Annotated in this window: 14 protein-coding genes; 7 read left to right on the top strand and 7 right to left on the bottom strand. The window is 72.4% G+C overall.

Going from position 1 to position 15,375, the window contains the following annotated elements; all coding sequences use genetic code 11:
* Positions 1 to 96: 96 nt before the first annotated feature.
* The 3 genes from panB (at position 97) to ACH4S9_RS05430 (ending at position 2,951) form a co-directional block, all read left to right on the top strand.
* A complete protein-coding gene (panB, locus tag ACH4S9_RS05440; protein WP_311730064.1) occupies positions 97 to 987 on the top strand; it encodes a 3-methyl-2-oxobutanoate hydroxymethyltransferase in 891 nt (296 codons plus the stop codon).
* A 111-nt stretch (positions 988 to 1,098) separates the two neighbouring features.
* A complete protein-coding gene (locus ACH4S9_RS05435; protein WP_398369973.1) occupies positions 1,099 to 2,127 on the top strand; it encodes an ATP-binding cassette domain-containing protein in 1,029 nt (342 codons plus the stop codon).
* Positions 2,124 to 2,951 (top strand): ABC transporter permease, encoded by an 828-nt coding sequence (locus ACH4S9_RS05430; protein WP_311730066.1) that lies wholly within the window; start codon positions 2,124 to 2,126, stop codon positions 2,949 to 2,951. Before ACH4S9_RS05435 ends, ACH4S9_RS05430 begins: the two co-directional genes overlap by 4 nt.
* 18 nt (positions 2,952 to 2,969) lie before the next feature.
* Here ACH4S9_RS05430 and ACH4S9_RS05425 read toward each other — a convergent pair whose 3' ends face one another.
* Positions 2,970 to 6,425, bottom strand: coding sequence for an AfsR/SARP family transcriptional regulator (locus ACH4S9_RS05425; protein WP_398369970.1), 3,456 nt, complete (start codon positions 6,423 to 6,425; stop codon positions 2,970 to 2,972).
* 154 nt (positions 6,426 to 6,579) lie between these two features.
* On the opposite strand from ACH4S9_RS05425, the gene ACH4S9_RS05420 reads away from it, so the two are divergent.
* A complete protein-coding gene (locus ACH4S9_RS05420) occupies positions 6,580 to 7,377 on the top strand; it encodes a site-2 protease family protein (RefSeq protein WP_311730068.1) in 798 nt (265 codons plus the stop codon).
* Here ACH4S9_RS05420 and ACH4S9_RS05415 read toward each other — a convergent pair.
* The 6 genes from ACH4S9_RS05415 to ACH4S9_RS05390 all read right to left on the bottom strand — a co-directional run bounded on the left by ACH4S9_RS05415 (position 7,367) and on the right by ACH4S9_RS05390 (position 12,797).
* Positions 7,367 to 7,564: a hypothetical protein gene (locus ACH4S9_RS05415; protein ID WP_311730069.1), complete on the bottom strand. Its 198-nt coding sequence runs from the start codon at positions 7,562 to 7,564 to the stop codon at positions 7,367 to 7,369. The two genes, ACH4S9_RS05420 and ACH4S9_RS05415, sit on opposite strands and share 11 nt — an antisense overlap.
* Positions 7,565 to 7,666: 102 nt before the next feature.
* Positions 7,667 to 8,407: an NADPH-dependent F420 reductase gene (gene npdG / locus ACH4S9_RS05410; protein ID WP_311730070.1), complete on the bottom strand. Its 741-nt coding sequence runs from the start codon at positions 8,405 to 8,407 to the stop codon at positions 7,667 to 7,669.
* 52 nt (positions 8,408 to 8,459) lie between these two features.
* Entirely contained in the window at positions 8,460 to 9,401 is a 942-nt protein-coding gene (locus tag ACH4S9_RS05405) for a carbohydrate ABC transporter permease (protein WP_398369967.1), read from the bottom strand.
* Positions 9,398 to 10,336 carry a carbohydrate ABC transporter permease gene (locus ACH4S9_RS05400; protein ID WP_398369965.1) on the bottom strand — a complete coding sequence of 313 codons (939 nt, stop codon included), beginning with the start codon at positions 10,334 to 10,336 and terminating at the stop codon, positions 9,398 to 9,400. The genes ACH4S9_RS05405 and ACH4S9_RS05400 overlap by 4 nt, the downstream gene beginning before the upstream one ends.
* Complete coding sequence (locus tag ACH4S9_RS05395; protein WP_311730072.1) at positions 10,333 to 11,688, bottom strand: extracellular solute-binding protein; 1,356 nt, start codon at positions 11,686 to 11,688, stop codon at positions 10,333 to 10,335. Before ACH4S9_RS05395 ends, ACH4S9_RS05400 begins: the two co-directional genes overlap by 4 nt.
* Positions 11,685 to 12,797: an exo-alpha-sialidase gene (locus ACH4S9_RS05390; RefSeq protein WP_398369962.1), complete on the bottom strand. Its 1,113-nt coding sequence runs from the start codon at positions 12,795 to 12,797 to the stop codon at positions 11,685 to 11,687. The genes ACH4S9_RS05395 and ACH4S9_RS05390 overlap by 4 nt, the downstream gene beginning before the upstream one ends.
* 339 nt (positions 12,798 to 13,136) lie before the next feature.
* On the opposite strand from ACH4S9_RS05390, the gene ACH4S9_RS05385 reads away from it, so the two are divergent.
* From ACH4S9_RS05385 to ACH4S9_RS05375, 3 genes are read left to right on the top strand one after another with little or no spacing between them, the layout of a single operon-like run.
* Positions 13,137 to 13,334, top strand: coding sequence for a DUF5708 family protein (locus ACH4S9_RS05385; RefSeq protein WP_311730074.1), 198 nt, complete (start codon positions 13,137 to 13,139; stop codon positions 13,332 to 13,334).
* A 54-nt stretch (positions 13,335 to 13,388) separates the two neighbouring features.
* Positions 13,389 to 13,994, top strand: a complete 606-nt coding sequence (locus ACH4S9_RS05380) for a hypothetical protein (RefSeq protein ID WP_385351288.1) — start codon at positions 13,389 to 13,391, stop codon at positions 13,992 to 13,994.
* Between the two features lie 60 nt (positions 13,995 to 14,054).
* On the top strand, positions 14,055 to 15,365 hold the full coding sequence (locus tag ACH4S9_RS05375; protein ID WP_398369959.1) for an MFS transporter: 1,311 nt from the start codon (positions 14,055 to 14,057) through the stop codon (positions 15,363 to 15,365).
* Positions 15,366 to 15,375: the final 10 nt, after the last annotated feature.

Below are 15,375 nucleotides of genomic sequence, written 5' to 3'. Positions count from 1 at the left end.
GAAGGCCCACTTTCGCCCGTCGGCACCGCGTGCCAGCATGGGGGTGGTCCGGGGACGCCGTCAGGGCGCCTCGAGATGACGAACAGGAGCGTTGCAATGACGCACGTCAGCCCTGCCGGGAAACAGCCCGACAGCAGCGGGACCGGCCCGTCCGCGGCCGGAAAGGCGCTGTACGGAGGGACGGGGTCCCGGCGCATCACGGTCCGCGACATCGCCTCCGCCAAGGAGCGCGGCGAGAAGTGGCCCATGCTCACCGCCTACGACGCGATGACCGCCTCCGTCTTCGACGAGGTCGGCATCCCGGTCATGCTGGTCGGCGACTCGATGGGCAACTGCCACCTCGGCTACGAGTCCACCGTGCCGGTCACCATGGACGAGATCACCATCCTGTCCGCCGCCGTCGTCCGGGGCACCAAGCGCGCCCTGATCGTCGGCGACCTGCCGTTCGGCTCGTACCAGGAAGGCCCCGTGCAGGCGCTGCGCAGCGCCACCCGGCTGGTCAAGGAGGCCGGGGTGGGCGCGGTGAAGCTGGAGGGCGGCGAGCGCTCCGCCGACCAGATCCAGCTGCTGGTCGAGTCCGGCATCCCGGTCATGGCTCATGTCGGCCTCACCCCGCAGTCCGTCCACGCCTACGGCGGATACCCGGTGCAGGGGCGCGGCGAGGAGGCCGCGCAGCAGCTGCTGCGGGACGCCAAGGCGGTCCAGGACGCGGGCGCCTTCGCGGTCGTGCTGGAGACCGTCCCGGCCGAGGTGGCCGGCGAGGTCACCCGCTCCCTGCACATCCCGACCGTGGGCATCGGCGCCGGGCCTGACTGCGACGCGCAGGTCCTGGTGTGGACCGACATGGCGGGCCTGACCGCCGGCCGGGTGCCGCGCTTCGTCAAGCAGTACGCACAGCTGCGCCAGACCCTCGGGGACGCGGCGCGCGCCTACGCGGAGGACGTGGTCGGCGGCGCCTACCCGGCCGCGGAGCACTCCTTCCGCTGAGAGCCACTGCGGTACACCGACAGCCCGCCGATCTTCCCCCGTCGGCGGGCTGTCTGCCGCTTGTCTGCCGCTTGTCGGTGGGTTGTCGGTGGCGCCTGTCATCGTGGTGATATGACGCGATACGAACACAGGACCAGCGGCGGCAACGCCGTCGAAGTACGGGGGCTGGTCAAACACTTCGGCGACACCAAAGCCGTCGACGGAGTGGACCTGGACGTGCCGGAGGGCACCGTCCTCGGCGTGCTCGGGCCCAACGGCGCGGGCAAGACCACCCTCGTCCGCTGCCTCTCCACCCTGCTGATGCCGGACGCGGGCACCGCGGTGGTGGCCGGTTACGACGTGGTGCGCCAGCCGCGGCAGCTGCGCCGCACCATCGGGCTCACCGGGCAGTACGCCTCGGTCGACGAGAAGCTCTCCGGCTGGGAGAACCTCTACATGATCGGGCGGCTGCTCGACCTCTCCCGCAAGGACGCCCGCGCGCGGGCGGACGCCATGCTGGAGCGGTTCTCGCTCACCGATGCCGCCAAGCGCGCCGCGCGCACCTACTCCGGCGGTATGCGCCGCCGGCTCGACCTGGCCGCCTCCATGATCGGCCGGCCCTCCGTGCTCTATCTGGACGAGCCGACCACCGGCCTGGACCCGCGCACCCGCAACGAGGTGTGGGACGAGGTCAAGCGGATGGTCTCCGAGGGCTCCACGGTCCTGCTGACCACGCAGTACATGGAGGAGGCCGAGCAGCTCGCGGACGACCTGGCGGTCATCGACCGCGGCAAGGTCATCGCCGAGGGCCGGGTCAACGAGCTCAAGGCCAAGGTCGGCGGCCGCACCCTCCAGATCCGCCCGTCGGACCCCGGCGAGCTGCACCGCATGGTCGGCGCCATCACCCAGGCGGGGCTCGACGGCATCGCGGGCGCGACCGCGGATGTGGCCGAGGGCCTGGTCAATGTGCCGATCATCAGCGATGAGCAGCTGACCGCCGTGATCGGTCTGCTCGGCGAGCGCGGTTTCGCGATCTCCGGGATCGACACCCATCTGCCCAGCCTGGACGAGGTGTTCCTGGCCATCACCGGTCAGAAGACATCCACGCCGGAAAACCCGGCGGACAAGGACAACAAGAAGCTTGAGGAGGTCGCCGCGTGAGCGCCGCGACGGTGAGTTCCGCGCCCGGGAAGGCGCTGCCCGGCGAGGGCCGGATCGGGCTGCGTGCCAATGCGCGCCATATCGGCGCGCTGGTGCGGCGCAACGCCCTCCAGATCAAGCAGGACCCGGAGTCGATGTTCGACGCCCTGCTGATGCCGATCGTCTTCTCGCTGCTGTTCGTGTATGTCTTCGGCGGCGCGATCGCGCAGGGCGACCGGGACGCCTACGTCAGCTATCTGGTCCCCGGCATGATGGCGATGGGCGGTCTGAACATCGCGATGTCGGTCGGCACCGGCGTCAATGACGACTTCAACAAGGGCGTCATGGACCGCTTCCGCACCATGCCCATCGCCCGCTCCTCGGTGCTGGTCGCCAAGCTGATCGTCGAGACCGGCCGGATGCTGGTGTCGACCATCGTCCTGCTGGTCATGGGCTTCATCATGGGGTTCGACCTCAAGACCGGCCCGCTCGAGCTGCTCGCCGCGATCGCCCTGGCCCTGTTGTTCGGCTCCTCGCTGACCTGGATATTCATGCTGCTCGGCCTGTCGGTGAAGACCCCTCAGGCGGTGCAGGGACTGGGGTTCCTCGTGATGATGCCACTACAGTTCGGCTCCTCCATCTTCGCCCCGACCGCGACCATGCCGGGGTGGTTGCAGTCCTTCACCAAGTACAACCCGCTGTCCCAGCTCGCGGACGGCGCCCGGGCGCTGACCAGCGGTCATGGCGCGGTCGCCCATCCGGTGACCATGGTCGTGATCTGGGCGCTGGCCATCACGGTGGTGACCGCCCCGCTGGCGGTGGCGAAGTTCCGCAACAAGACCTGAACCGCGAAACCCGCCGCGTCATACGAGGGCGGTGGCCTCCTCCAGGGACAGGCCGCCGCCCTCGGCGTGCGCCCGCGCGTACGCGGCGTCGCCCAGCCGCGCCCGCGCCATGGCCTCCGCCCGCTCCCGGTTGCCGGACTCCACGGCCGCCACGTGGTGGGAGGTCGACCGCAGGGCGTCGTACGCGCCGAGCAGCCGCGCCGCGGTCTCGGCGTTCGCCGCGCCGCCCAGTTGGGCCAGCGCCCGGGCGCCGGTCGCGATTTGCATGATCTGCATATGCGGGGCGACGATCCTGGACAGCGGGTCGTCCGCCTTCATCAGGGCTTGCCGCAGCCTCACCAGGGCGTCCTCGGGCCGTCCTTCGAGCAGGTCGAGCCAGCCGAGCAGCCCCACCACCACCCCCTGGAAGAGGTCCAGCGCGCGCTGGTCGAACTCCCCCAGCAACAGCTCCAGCTGGACCCGTGCCTCGGCGGTGGCGCCGGTGGAACCGCAGCGCATGGCCAGGTGCAGCCGGGCGTACGCCAGGGACTCGCTGCCCGCGTGCTGCCCCCGCTCCACCACCTCGCGCAGCACCCGCTCGCCCGCGGCCGCCTCGGCCGCCGACCCACTCTCGATCAGCACCCCGGCCAGCCGGGCCCGCAGCAGCAACACCTGTGTGTGCGCGTCCAGCTGCTCGGCGCAGCGGATCGCCGCGCGGTAGTCGGCGGCGGCCGCCTCGCCCTCGCCGCGCTGCTCCAGCAGCTCGCCGCGGCCGGACAGGGCCTCCGCCATGCCCCACGCGTCCCCGAGCCGGGTGAAGATCTCCAGGCTCTCGTCGGCGTCCCGCCGCGACTCGTCGGCCGAGCGCTCATGGTCGTCCCCGCCGTCCCCGCCGTCCCCGCCGCTCCAGTCGCCCCGGCCGCTCAGGACCTTGGCGCGCAGCTGAAGGAGCATGGCGGTCTCCCACTCGTAGCCGAGCTCCCGGCAGGTGCGCACCCCCTCTTCGACGATCTGCCGCAGCAGCTCGAACTCGCCGGTGAGCAGCACGGCGTAGAACCACATGAAGCCCGGGATACGGCAGTTCTGCGGCAGCCCCGGGCGATAGGCGGAGACGATGCCCCGCAGCTCGCTCCGGGCCTCCTCGCTGCCCAACTCCCGCATGTCGCCCTCGATGTTGGACAGCCCGATCAGCCGCACCCCGCGCCGCGCCTCCTCGAGCAGCTCGGGCGGCATGGGCGGCGGCCGGTCCGTGGAGCGGGCGAGCAGCGGGGGCACCGGGGCGATGGGCGGCGCGAAGGGGTTGGGGCCGAGCGCCGCGGCGGCCGCCGACCACTGGCGCGCGTCGCCGCGGTGGCCGCGCAGCTGCCAGAACCAGCCGAGCGACAGCACCAGGCACAGCGCCTCGTGTTCGTCGCGCGCGGCGACGGCGCGGCGCAGCGCGGTCCGCAGATTGTCGTGCTCGGTCTCCAGCCGGGCGAGCCACACCCGCTGTTCCGGGCCGCGCAGCAGGGGGTCGGCGGTGCGGGCCAGCTCCCGGTAGGCGACCAGGTGGCGCCCCTCGACCACCGCGCGCTCCCCCGCCTGTGCGAGGCGCTCGGCGGCGTACTCGGCGACGGTCTCCAGCAGCCGGTAGCGCATGCCGGAGGCCGCGTCGGGGGCGGCGACGACCAGGGACTTGTCGACGAGCGAGCCGAGCAGGGCGGCGACGTCGAGGGGATCGACCGCGGCAGACCCGTCAGGCGCGTCAGCCCCGGCGGCCCCGTCAGCCCCGGCGGCCCCGGCGGCCCCGTCGCCGTATGGGTCTCCGCACACGGCCTCCGCGGCGGCCAGGTCGCAGCCGCCCGCGAAGACCGACAGCCGGCGCAGCACGGTGCGCTCCCGCGCGTCCAGCAGCTCCCAGGACCAGTCGACGACCGCGCGGAGCGTCTGCTGGCGGGGCAGCACCGTCCGGCTGCCGCTGGTCAGCAGCCGGAAGCGGTCGTCGAGCCGGTCGGCGAGCTGCCGCGGGGTGAGCGAGCGCAGCCGCGCCGCGGCCAGCTCGATGGCCAGCGGCAGTCCGTCCAGCCTGCGGCAGATCTCGGCGCAGGCGGCCGGGTCGTCGTCCACGCGGAAGCCGGGCCGGGCCGCCGCGCCCCGGTCCTGGAGCAGCCGCAGCGCGACAGGGTCCGGCAGCGGATCCACGGGGCGCACCAACTCGCCCGGGACGGCCAGCGGTTCGCGGCTGGTGGCCAGGACGGTGACGCCGGGGCAGCGGGTGAGCAGGGTCTCGGCGAGCCGGGCCGCGGCGTCGACGAGGTGTTCGCAGTTGTCGAGCACGATCAGCATCCGGCGCGGCGCGCAGTGCTCCACGAGCCGCGCGAGCGGGTCGAACGTGGTCGGGTCGGTCGCGGCCCGCAGCCCTTCCGCGGCGCTGCCGCGGATGACGGTCTGGCGCGCCCCGAGGGCGGTGAGCACCGTCTCCGGCACGGTCCCCGGGTCGTCCACGGGGGCCAGCTCGGCCAGCCAGACGCCGTCCGCCCAGATGTCCGCCACCGACTCGGCGGCCTCCTGCGACAGCCGGGTCTTCCCGGCCCCGCCGGGCCCGAGGAGGGTGATGAGCCGGTGGGCTCCGGCCAGGTCCGCCCGCAGCACCCCGAGGTCCGCCTCGCGGCCGACGAAGCTGGTCAGCCGGGCCCGCAGATTGCCGCCCCGGACACCCGGCCGCGCCCCGGCCCGCCGGGGCGGCGCCCCGTCGGGCGCGGGGCGCGGCGCGGCCGCGGGCCCCGCGGGGGCGGCGGGCGGGTCCAGCAGCTCGGCGTGGAGCGCGCGCAGCACGGGCCCGGGGTCCGCGCCGAGGCGGTCGGCGATCTCGACACGGATCGCCTCGTACGCGGTCAGCGCCTCGGCCGTGCGGCCCGCGTCGCGCAGGGCGCGGATCCGCAGGGCGTGCAGCGGCTCGTCGAGCGGATGGGCGGCGCAGAGCCCGGCGAGCCGGGGCAGGGCCTGCTCGGGGCGGCCGAGGGCGAGATCGGCGGCGATCCGGCCACGGCCGGCGTCCAGGCGGCGGGCCTCGGCGCGGGCCGCCGCCGAGCCGCCGCCGGGGAGGTCGGCGAGGGCCGGGCCGCGCCACAGGGCGAGGGCGTCGTCGAGGACGGCGGCGGCCTTGGCCGGGTCGCCGTCCTCCAGGGCCCTGGTCCCCTCCGCCACCAGGCGCTCGAAGCGGTGCAGATCGATGTCGTCGGGGTCGGCGCTCAGCCGGTAGCCGCCGGGGACCGAGCGCACCGCGTCCTTGCCGAGGGCCCTGCGGAGGCGGCCGACGAGGGCCTGGAGCGCGCCGTGGCCGTCGGCGGGCGGGTCGGCGTCCCACACCGCCTCGATCAGCGCGCCGGTGGTGTGCACCCGTCCGGGATGGAGCGCCAGCGCGGTCAGCAGTACCCGCAGACGCGTACCACCGAGCGCGATGGGGGTACCGTCGTCGCGTCGGGCCTGGGTGGTGCCGAGTATCGCGTAGCGCACCGCCCCATTGTCGGGCACGGCGGCGACTGATCCGTTCAGCTGTTCGCCCGTGCCGGCCGTTCCCCCCGGAACTCCCGGCGCCCCGCCCGACGTTTTCCGATCCCCGACGGTTCCCGATCACCGCACTCCGTGCCCACCTGGAGAGACATCACGCATGGCCACCGCAGTCAGCCGCCGCGACCGGCGGATCAGCCCCGTGTTCCTCGCCCTGGTCGCGATCATGGTCGTATCCGCGTGGGCGGTGTGGACGGACTTCTCCGCGAGCCCCGGCTTCGCCGTGTTCCTCTTCGTGGTCTCGGGCTGGATCGTGTCGTTGTGTCTCCATGAGTACGCCCACGCGCGCACCGCGCTGCACGGCGGCGACATATCGATCGGGGCCAAGGGCTATCTGACCTTGAACCCGCTGAAGTACACCCATCTGGCGCTCAGCATCGTGCTGCCCGTCATCTTCGTGATCATGGGCGGGATCGGGCTCCCCGGCGGGGCGGTGTTCATCGAGCGGCACCGCATCCGCGGCCGCTGGAAGCACAGCCTGATCTCGGCCGCGGGGCCGCTGACGAACATCGCGTTCGCGGTGGCGCTGACCGCGCCGTTCTGGCTCGGCGCGCTGGACGGGGTGCCGGATGTGTTCCGCTACGCGCTGGCGTTCCTGGCGATGCTCCAGGTCACCGCGGCCATCCTGAACTCCCTCCCGGTCCCGGGGCTGGACGGCTACGGCGTGATCGAGCCGTGGCTGTCGTACCGGGTGCGGCGGCAGGTCGAGCCGTACGCGCCGTTCGGGCTGATCGCGGTGTTCGGTGTGCTGTGGATTCCGGAGGTCAACCACGTCTTCTTCGACTCCATCGACGCGGTGATGCGGGGCCTGGGCGTGTCGGAGTGGGAGACGTACTGGGGTCAGGAGTTCTTCCGCTTCTGGCAGGGCGAGCCCCACCTGCCCTCGCTCAACCCATGAGCTCGGCCTCCCTGGCCGCGGCCCGGTCCAGCTTGGCCTTGCGCAGGTAGTACCAGGCCATGTTGGAGGAGACGCCCGCGAGCAGGATCCACACGACGCCGATCCAGCTGCCCTGTGCGAAGGACACGACCGCCGCGGCGACGGCGAGGGCGCAGACGGCGAGGGCGTAGAGGGCCAGTCGGGGCATGGGGTGGGCTCCTGTCCGGGGATGTGTCAGTCCCGGACATTGTCCCCCATGCCCCGCCGCCTCCCATGCCCCGCCCCGCGTCGCCCCGGCGGGCGCCCCCGGTCAGACGTCCGTGACCCGCAGGCCCGCGTGGGCCTTGTAGCGGCGGTTCGTCGAGATCAGGTTGGCGACCAGCGACTCGACCTGGTGGGCGTTGCGCAGCCGCCCCGCGAACACGCCCCGCATCCCGGGGATCCGGGCCGCCAGCGCCTGCACCAGATCCGTGTCGGCGCGGCTCTCGCCCAGCACCATCACATCCGTGTCGATCTGCTCGACCTCGGGGTCCTGGAGCAGCACCGCCGACAGATGGTGGAAGGCGGCGGTCACCCGCGAGTCGGGCAGCAGGGCGGCGGCCTGCTCGGCGGCGCTGCCCTCCTCGGGCTTGAGCGCGTACGCGCCCTTCTTGTCGAAGCCGAGCGGGTTCACGCAGTCGATGACGAGCTTGCCGCTCAGCTCCTCGCGCAGCGACTCCAGGGTCTTGCCGTGCCCCTCCCACGGCACCGCGACGATCACGACATCGCTGCGCCGCGCGCACTCCGCGTTGTCCTCGCCCTCGATGCCGAGCGCCGCGCCGCCCAGTTCCTCGGCCGCGGTCCGCGCCCGTTCCACGGCCCGCGAGCCGATGATCACCTTCTGGCCGGCCCGGGCCAGCCGGTAGGCCAGGCCGCGCCCCTGGTCGCCGGTGCCGCCGAGGACCCCGACGACCAGGTCGGAGACGTCGGGCAGGTCCCAGGGGTCCTTGGCGGGGGCCTTCTTCGCGGGGGCCGCCCCACCATCACCAGCATCAGCAGCAGTAGAAGTCATAACCGCGATACTGACACGCCCGGTGACGCCGACACGCCCCCGGTGGCCCGGGTCACGCCTTGACGCTGCCCTCGGTGAGCCCGGTGCGCCAGTACCGCTGCAACACCCCCATCAGGACCATCAGCGGGACCACGGAGAGGAAGGCGCCGCCGACCGTGTACTGGTAGAGCTCCGGCTGCCGGTCCGCGTACCCCTGCCAGGAGGTGAGGCCCAGCTGGATCGGATACAGATCGGAGTCCGAGAGCATCACCAGCGGCAGGAAGAAGTTGTTCCAGATATGCACGAACTGGAACAGGAAGACGGTGACCAGCGCCGGGGTCATCAGCCGCAGCCCCAGCGTGGAGAAGATCCGCGCCTCGCCCGCGCCGTCGATCCGCGCCGCCTCCAGCAGTGAGTCGGGCACCGCGGCGGCCGCGTAGACCCGGCACAGATAGACCCCGAAGGGGCTGACCACGCTGGGCAGCAGCACCGCCGCGTAGGTGTTGGCGAGCCCCATCTCGCTGAAGAGGAGGTACAGCGGGAGGGCGAGCGCGGTGCCCGGGATGAGCACCCCGGCGAGGATGACGTTGAAGACGCCCTCCCGCCCGGGGAAGGGGAACTTGGCCAGGGCGTAGCCGGCGGCGGCCGACAGCAGGGTGGCGGCCACTGCCCCGACGCCCGCGTACATCAGGCTGTTGGCGAACCAGCGGACGTAGATGCCGTCGTCGTAGGTGAGCACCCGGCGCAGATAGTCGATGGGGTGCGGGTCGTGGAACCAGAAGCCGAAGGTGCCGAAGAGGTCGCTGCTGGACTTGGTCGCCGACACCACCAGCCAGTAGACGGGGACCAGGAAGTAGACGGCCGCGACGGCGAGCAGCGAGACGGTGATGATGCGGTAGCGCAGCGGGGGCTGCCGGCCGTCCCGGCGGCGGCCGCGGCGGCGCGGCGCGCCCGCCGCGGTGCCCGGCGCCGGGGTGCCGTCCGCCGGGATCTGCTGGGTGGCCTGGGCGCTCACCGGCTCCTCCCGTCCTTCCCCTTGGGTTGCTTGGGCCCTCGCTGTCCCACGAGCCTCAGGAAGCCGAAGGACAGCACGCAGGCGACCAGCGCGAGCAGCACCGCCTCGGCCGCCGCGATGTGCTGGTTGTTGCTGGTGAACGCCTCGTTGTAGGCGGCCAGGTTGGGGGTGTAGCCGGAGTCGATGGAGTTGCTGAGCGGCTTGAGCACCTTGGGTTCGGCGAACAGCTGGAGGGTGCCGATGATGCTGAAGACGGTGGTGAGCACGAGCGCGGGCCGGATCAGCGGCAGCTTGATGTGCCAGGCGATCTGCCAGGCCCTGGCCCCGTCGATGCGCGCCGCCTCGTACAGCTCGCCGGGCACGGCCTTGAGCTGCGCGATCAGCACCAGCATGTTGTAGCCGGTGAACTGCCAGGTGACGATGTTGGCGATGGACCACAGCACGGTTCCGCGGGACAGGAAGTCCACGTCCCAGCCCGCGGAGTGGGCCAGCTCCACCAGGGGGCTGATGCCCGGTACGTACAGGAAGCCCCACAGGATCGAGGCGATGACGCCGGGCACCCCGTACGGCAGGAAGAAGGCGGTCCGGAAGAAGCCGACCCAGCGGGCGGACGCCGCCTCCAGCAGCAGCGCGAGCCCGGTGGCCAGCACGATCATCACCGGGATCTGCACGGCGCCGAACAGCAGCACCCGCCCGAAGCCGGCGGTGAAGCGGTCGTCCTCCAGTGCGTGTGTGTAGTTGGAGAGGCCCGCCCACACCTCTTTGGTCTCGCCGCCGAGGCCGAGCGCGCCGGTGCGCTCGACCCTCAGCAGGCTTTCGTACAGGGCGTATCCGATGGGCGCGATGAAGCACAGCAGGAAGAGCGCGAGGAAAGGCAGCAGAAACCCGGCCGCCGACCGGGCGCCGCGGACCTCGGTGCGGGTGAGGCGTCTCACCCGGCCGTCACCTTCAGTCCCTTTTCCTTGAGGTCGCTGATCGTCTCGCCCTGCACCTTCTTCAGCACGGACCTGAACGAGCCGCCGTCGCCGAGGGCCGCGGTGAAGGCGTCGCCGAGCCGCTGGTAGAGGGTGTCGGTGGAGGGGCCCCACCGCCAGCTGGTGTCCACGCCCTTGCTCGCGGCGTCGAACACCTTGCTGTACTCCTGGCCGCCCATGAAGTCCTTGTGCACATCCAGCTGGGAGGTGGTGTAGCCCTGCTTGGCGGCGGGGGTGCCATAGCCGTTGTCGATAAGGAGCTTGATCGACTCGGGGTCGGTGTTGAGCCAGATCGCGAACGCCAGCGCGTCCTTCGGGTACGTGCTCTTGGCGAAGACCGCGGTGGTGGAGCCGCCCCAGTTGGCGAAGGCCCCGTCGCCCTTCTTCCACTGCGGCATGGGCACGACCCGCCACTTGCCGCTGGTCTTGGGGGCGTTGCCGACCAGCAGCGCGTCGCCCCAGCTGGCGCCGAGCCAGGAGGCGATCGCCCCGGTCTGGACGTCCTTGTACCAGGCGTTCTGCCGGTCCGGGATGGTCTTGATCAGCTTCTGCTTGACCAGCGCCTCCCAGTAGTCGGCGACCTTGCGGGTGGGCTCGTCGTCGATGCTCACGGTCCAGGTGTCGCCCTCGGCGCCGAACCAGCTCGCCCCGGCCTGCCAGGCCAGGCCCGCGAAGCGGTTGCCGTTGGTCGCCGAGAAGGTCTCGATCCAGGCGCCCTTCTTGCGGATCGCCTTGGCCGCCGCCTCGTAGTCGTCCCAGGTGGCAGGCGGTTCGACGCCCCACTCGTCGAACAGGTCCTGGCGGATGAACAGACCCATCGGACCGGACGCCTGCGGGACGGCGTAGACGGCCTTGCCGAAGACCGACTGCTGCCACTGCCAGCCGACGAACTTGTCCTTGTACGACTCGACCCCGTACTTCGTGAGGTCCAGCAGACCGTTGTCGATCAGGAAGCTGGGCACGACCGGGTATTCGATCTGGCCGAGGTCCGGCGGGTTGCCCGACTTGATCGCGGCGTGCATCTTCGCGTACTGGGCGCCGTCCACGGCCGACACCTTCTCGACCTTGACCTGCACCTCGGGGTTCTTGCTGTTCCACAGCTCGACGGGCTTGTCGATGCCCGGCACCCAGGACCAGAAGGTCAGCTTGATCTTCTCGCCCTTCTTCCGGCCCTTGGGCTCGTCGTCCCCGTCGTCCGAGCCGCAGCCCGCGAGGGCGAAACCGGCCGCCGCGGCGGCGGCGCCGCCCAGGACCGCGCGCCGCCCGGGGGTCCGGAGGGGACCGTGAGAACTGTGGCGGTGCATCTTGCTCATACCAGCTCCTTCACCGGAATGCGCCGGAAGGTGATCGTCGAGTAGGCGCTGAAGTCGCCGGTCTCGTAGAGCAGTCCGACGGTCTCTTCATCGATCCTGACCAGGTCGGAGTAGGCGGCCGGCAGCCCGTCGACGGTGTGGGCGGGCCGCCAGGTGGCCCCGCCGTCGCCGCTGGCCCGCACCGTCATCAGAGCCCGGTAGCCGGGGTCGGCCGGCCCGGAGAACAGCACCACATCCGGGTCGCCCAGGTGCAGCACGCTGCCCTCGACGACCGGCGCGACCAGCCCGGCCTGCGGCCTGAAGGGCTTGTCGAGGGTCGCGCCGCCGTCGGACGAGTGGGCGTCGGCCCGGTTGCCGGGCGCGTTGGCGTCGCTGCGGGTGTTGAAGTACACCCGGCCGTCGGGGAGTTCGGCTGCGGTGGTCTCGTTGACGTTGATGTATCCGTCGGGGTTGTCCTCGACGTAGCCGATCCGCCAGGTGGCGCCGTCGTCGTCGCTGAGCAGGTCGTGCCCGCCGTCGTACTTCCCCTCGGCGCCGGTGTCCCCGGCGGCGGTCGGCGGCGTCGAGTGGTTGCCCGGTACGACGATCCGGCCGGCCCGGGCGCCGTGCCGTAACCGCAGGGCGTGGCCGGGCGTGGTGGCGTACCAGCGCCACTCCGGCCGCTTCGCCTCGCCGGTGATCTCCCGGGGCGCGCTCCAGCCCACCCCGTCGTCGTCACTGTGCGCCACCCACACCCGCCGCCCGTCCTCGGCGGACACCTGGCCGCGCCGGATCAGGTCCTCGGTGGCGGTGGCGCCGTTGGTCACATGGACGAGGACGACCCGGCCGCCCGCCGTGACCACGGGCGCCGGATTCCCGGCCGTGCCGGTGCCGTTCCGCGCGACGACCTGTAAGGGCCCCCAGGTCCGCCCGCCGTCCGCCGAGCGCTTGAGCACGAGGTCGATGTCCCCGTGGTCGGCGGAGGACCCCACCCGCCCCTCGGCGAAGGCCAGCAGCGTCCCGGCGGGCGTCGCCACCACCGCCGGAATGCGGTAACTCGCATAGCCCTCGGCCCCCGCCCGGAACGGCACGGAGACCTCGTACGCGCGCGCTGCCACATCGCTTGCCATCCGACCCCCCTTCCCGCTCAGTCTCGGGGCGCTCCTACGCGCGGGCTTCCTTCGTCGCTGCTCGCTCCTTCGTCGCTGCGCGGCTCCTCAGTCCAGCCCGCGCAGCGCCCCGAGACACGCTCGTGCCCGCCGATGCCCCGTTGCAATCGAGTGCCGCCGCCAAAATGACCGGACGTAGGACGTCCCTTGTGTCCGGCGACCTTAGGGTTCGCCTCACAGAGCGTCAAGGGACGGCACATGAACACTTGGCGGTGGATCCGTCGAAGGATGCAGGGAGCCGCCACCGATTTCGTCCGCCGGGCGGAGGTTCCGCCAGGCGGCGGCTCATAGCGTCGCGTTATGACCAACGCTTACAAGCAGCTCCTGGAAGGGAGCGTCACCCTCGTCGTCGGGCTGGCGCTGTGGTTGTTCGCCGGGGACATCGAACTCCCCGTGGTGGAGCTCCCCAAAATCGGGGTGGTGATGATGTGCTGGGGTGGCGTACAGCTGCTCTACGGCTCGTACCTGGGCGCGGCCGGACAACGCTCGAAGGGGTGAGACCGGCCCGATTCGCCCCCGCCGCCCCGCGCGGCCCGGCAGGATCCCGGGCCCATGGACGCCGTACGGGTCGCGCTGCTGCGCGATGTGCTCGCCGGGACCGAATGGCTGCGGGCCACCCGCCGGTTCGCGGGGTCCCTGCGGGCTTCGGTCGAGCCGCACGGGGGCGGGCTGCTGCTGGTCGGCAGCGAGGAGTACGAGCCCTGGCACCTGGCCGCGCACCTCGACGACGAGGCCGCCTGGTCCGGTCTGCCCGAGCTGTCCCCCACCCTCGTACGCCACCGGGTCCCCGACGGCGCGGTCCCCGCTCATCTGGCCGTCGACCTCGGCCGGTTGGAGCGCGCCAGGCGCGGCGAGACGCTGCTCGTGGTCGCGCCGGACGACCCGGGGGCCGGGCTGCTGGAGCGGGTGGACGACGCGCGCCGGAGCGGGGCCACCGTGCTCGCCCTCGACGGCGGCCACGCCGAACTGCACGCCCTCGCACATGACGCGCTGGCCGCCCCGGCCGACGCGGGCCTCGATCTGGACACCCTCCAGCACCTGGTCAGCGCCGCCGCCGGGGAGAACGGCCTGCCCGCGCCGCCCGGCCGCCACCGCTTCCGCGACCGCCTCGCCCGGCTGGCCGACCGGCTGACGGCCCCGCCACCGGCTCCTTGGTGAGCGCATGGCGTGAATAATTCGTTTGTGGGCCGCGCGGACGGCGCTTGAGCATGTCCCCTTGTGACGGACGATCCACATCCCCCGGCCCCGGGGGCGCGTCGGCGCGCCCTGCTGCCCGATCTCGCGCCCTGGCGCTCCTCCCGCGACTTCCGCCTGATGTGGACCGCGGGGCTGGTGACCGCCTTCGGCAGCTTTCTGACCATGGTTGCGCTGCCGCTCCAGATCAAGGAGTTGACGGGCTCGGCCCTCGCCGTCGGGGCGATCGGCGCGGTCGAGCTGGTCCCGCTGATCGTCTTCGGTCTGTACGGCGGGGCGCTCGCGGACGCCGTCGACCGCCGGAAGCTGATCCTGCTCACCGAGGCGGGTCTTGGCCTGCTGGCCGCGCTGCTGCTGGCCAACAGCCTGCTGCCCGATCCCATGCTGTGGCCGCTGTATGTGGTGGCCGCCCTGACCAGCGCGCTCACCGGGCTCCAGCGCCCGGCCATCGACGCGGTCACGGCCCGTATCGTCCCGCACGGCCAGCTCACCGCGGCCGCCGCACTGAACGCGATCCGCTGGCAGCTGTCCGCCATCGCGGGCCCCTCGCTCGCGGGCATCGTCGTCGCGTACGCGGGGCTGCCCTTCGCGTACGGCCTGGACCTGCTGACCTTCGCCGCCTCGATCCTGCTGGCGCTCGGCCTCACCCCCGCGCCGCCCGCCCATGACGCGGAGAAGCCCTCGCTGCGCGCGATCGGCGAGGGCGCGCGCTATGCCTGGCGGCGCAAGGAGCTGCTGGGCACCTACGCGGTGGACATGGCGGCCATGTTCTTCGCCTTCCCGAACGCGATCTTCCCCTTCCTCGCCGACGAGTTGGACGCGCCCTGGGCGCTCGGCCTGATGTACGCGGCCGGGTCGGTGGGCTCGATGGTGGTGAGCGTGACCAGCGGCTGGGCCTCACGGGTGCATCGGCACGGCCGGATGGTGGTGCTGAGCGCGGCGCTGTGGGGCGCGGCGATGGCGCTGGCCGGATGGCTGCCGAACGTCTGGCTGGTGCTGCTGTGCCTGGCGGTGGCGGGCGGGGCGGACATGGTCAGCGGGCTGTTCCGCTCGACGATGTGGAACCAGACGATCCCCGACGAGCTGCGGGGGCGGCTGGCGGGCATCGAGCTGCTGTCGTACGCGACGGGGCCGCAGCTGGGCCAGGTCCGGGCCGGCTCGATGGCCGGGCTCGTGGGGGTGCGGGCCTCGGTCTGGACCGGCGGTCTTGCGTGCGTCGCGTCCATCGGACTGCTGGCGCTCACACTGCCGAAGCTGATGACGTACGACGCGCGCACGGACGAGCACGCGCGGCGCGTCCGCGAGTGGCGCGAGGCGGCGGACGCACCCGTGTGAGCGCCCGCCG

This window comes from Streptomyces sp. NPDC021225 (assembly GCF_044332865.1).
In the GTDB taxonomy this organism is placed as follows: domain Bacteria; phylum Actinomycetota; class Actinomycetes; order Streptomycetales; family Streptomycetaceae; genus Streptomyces.
Note: the sequence above shows the minus strand (reverse complement) of the source record. Positions and strands in the feature narration are given on the sequence as shown.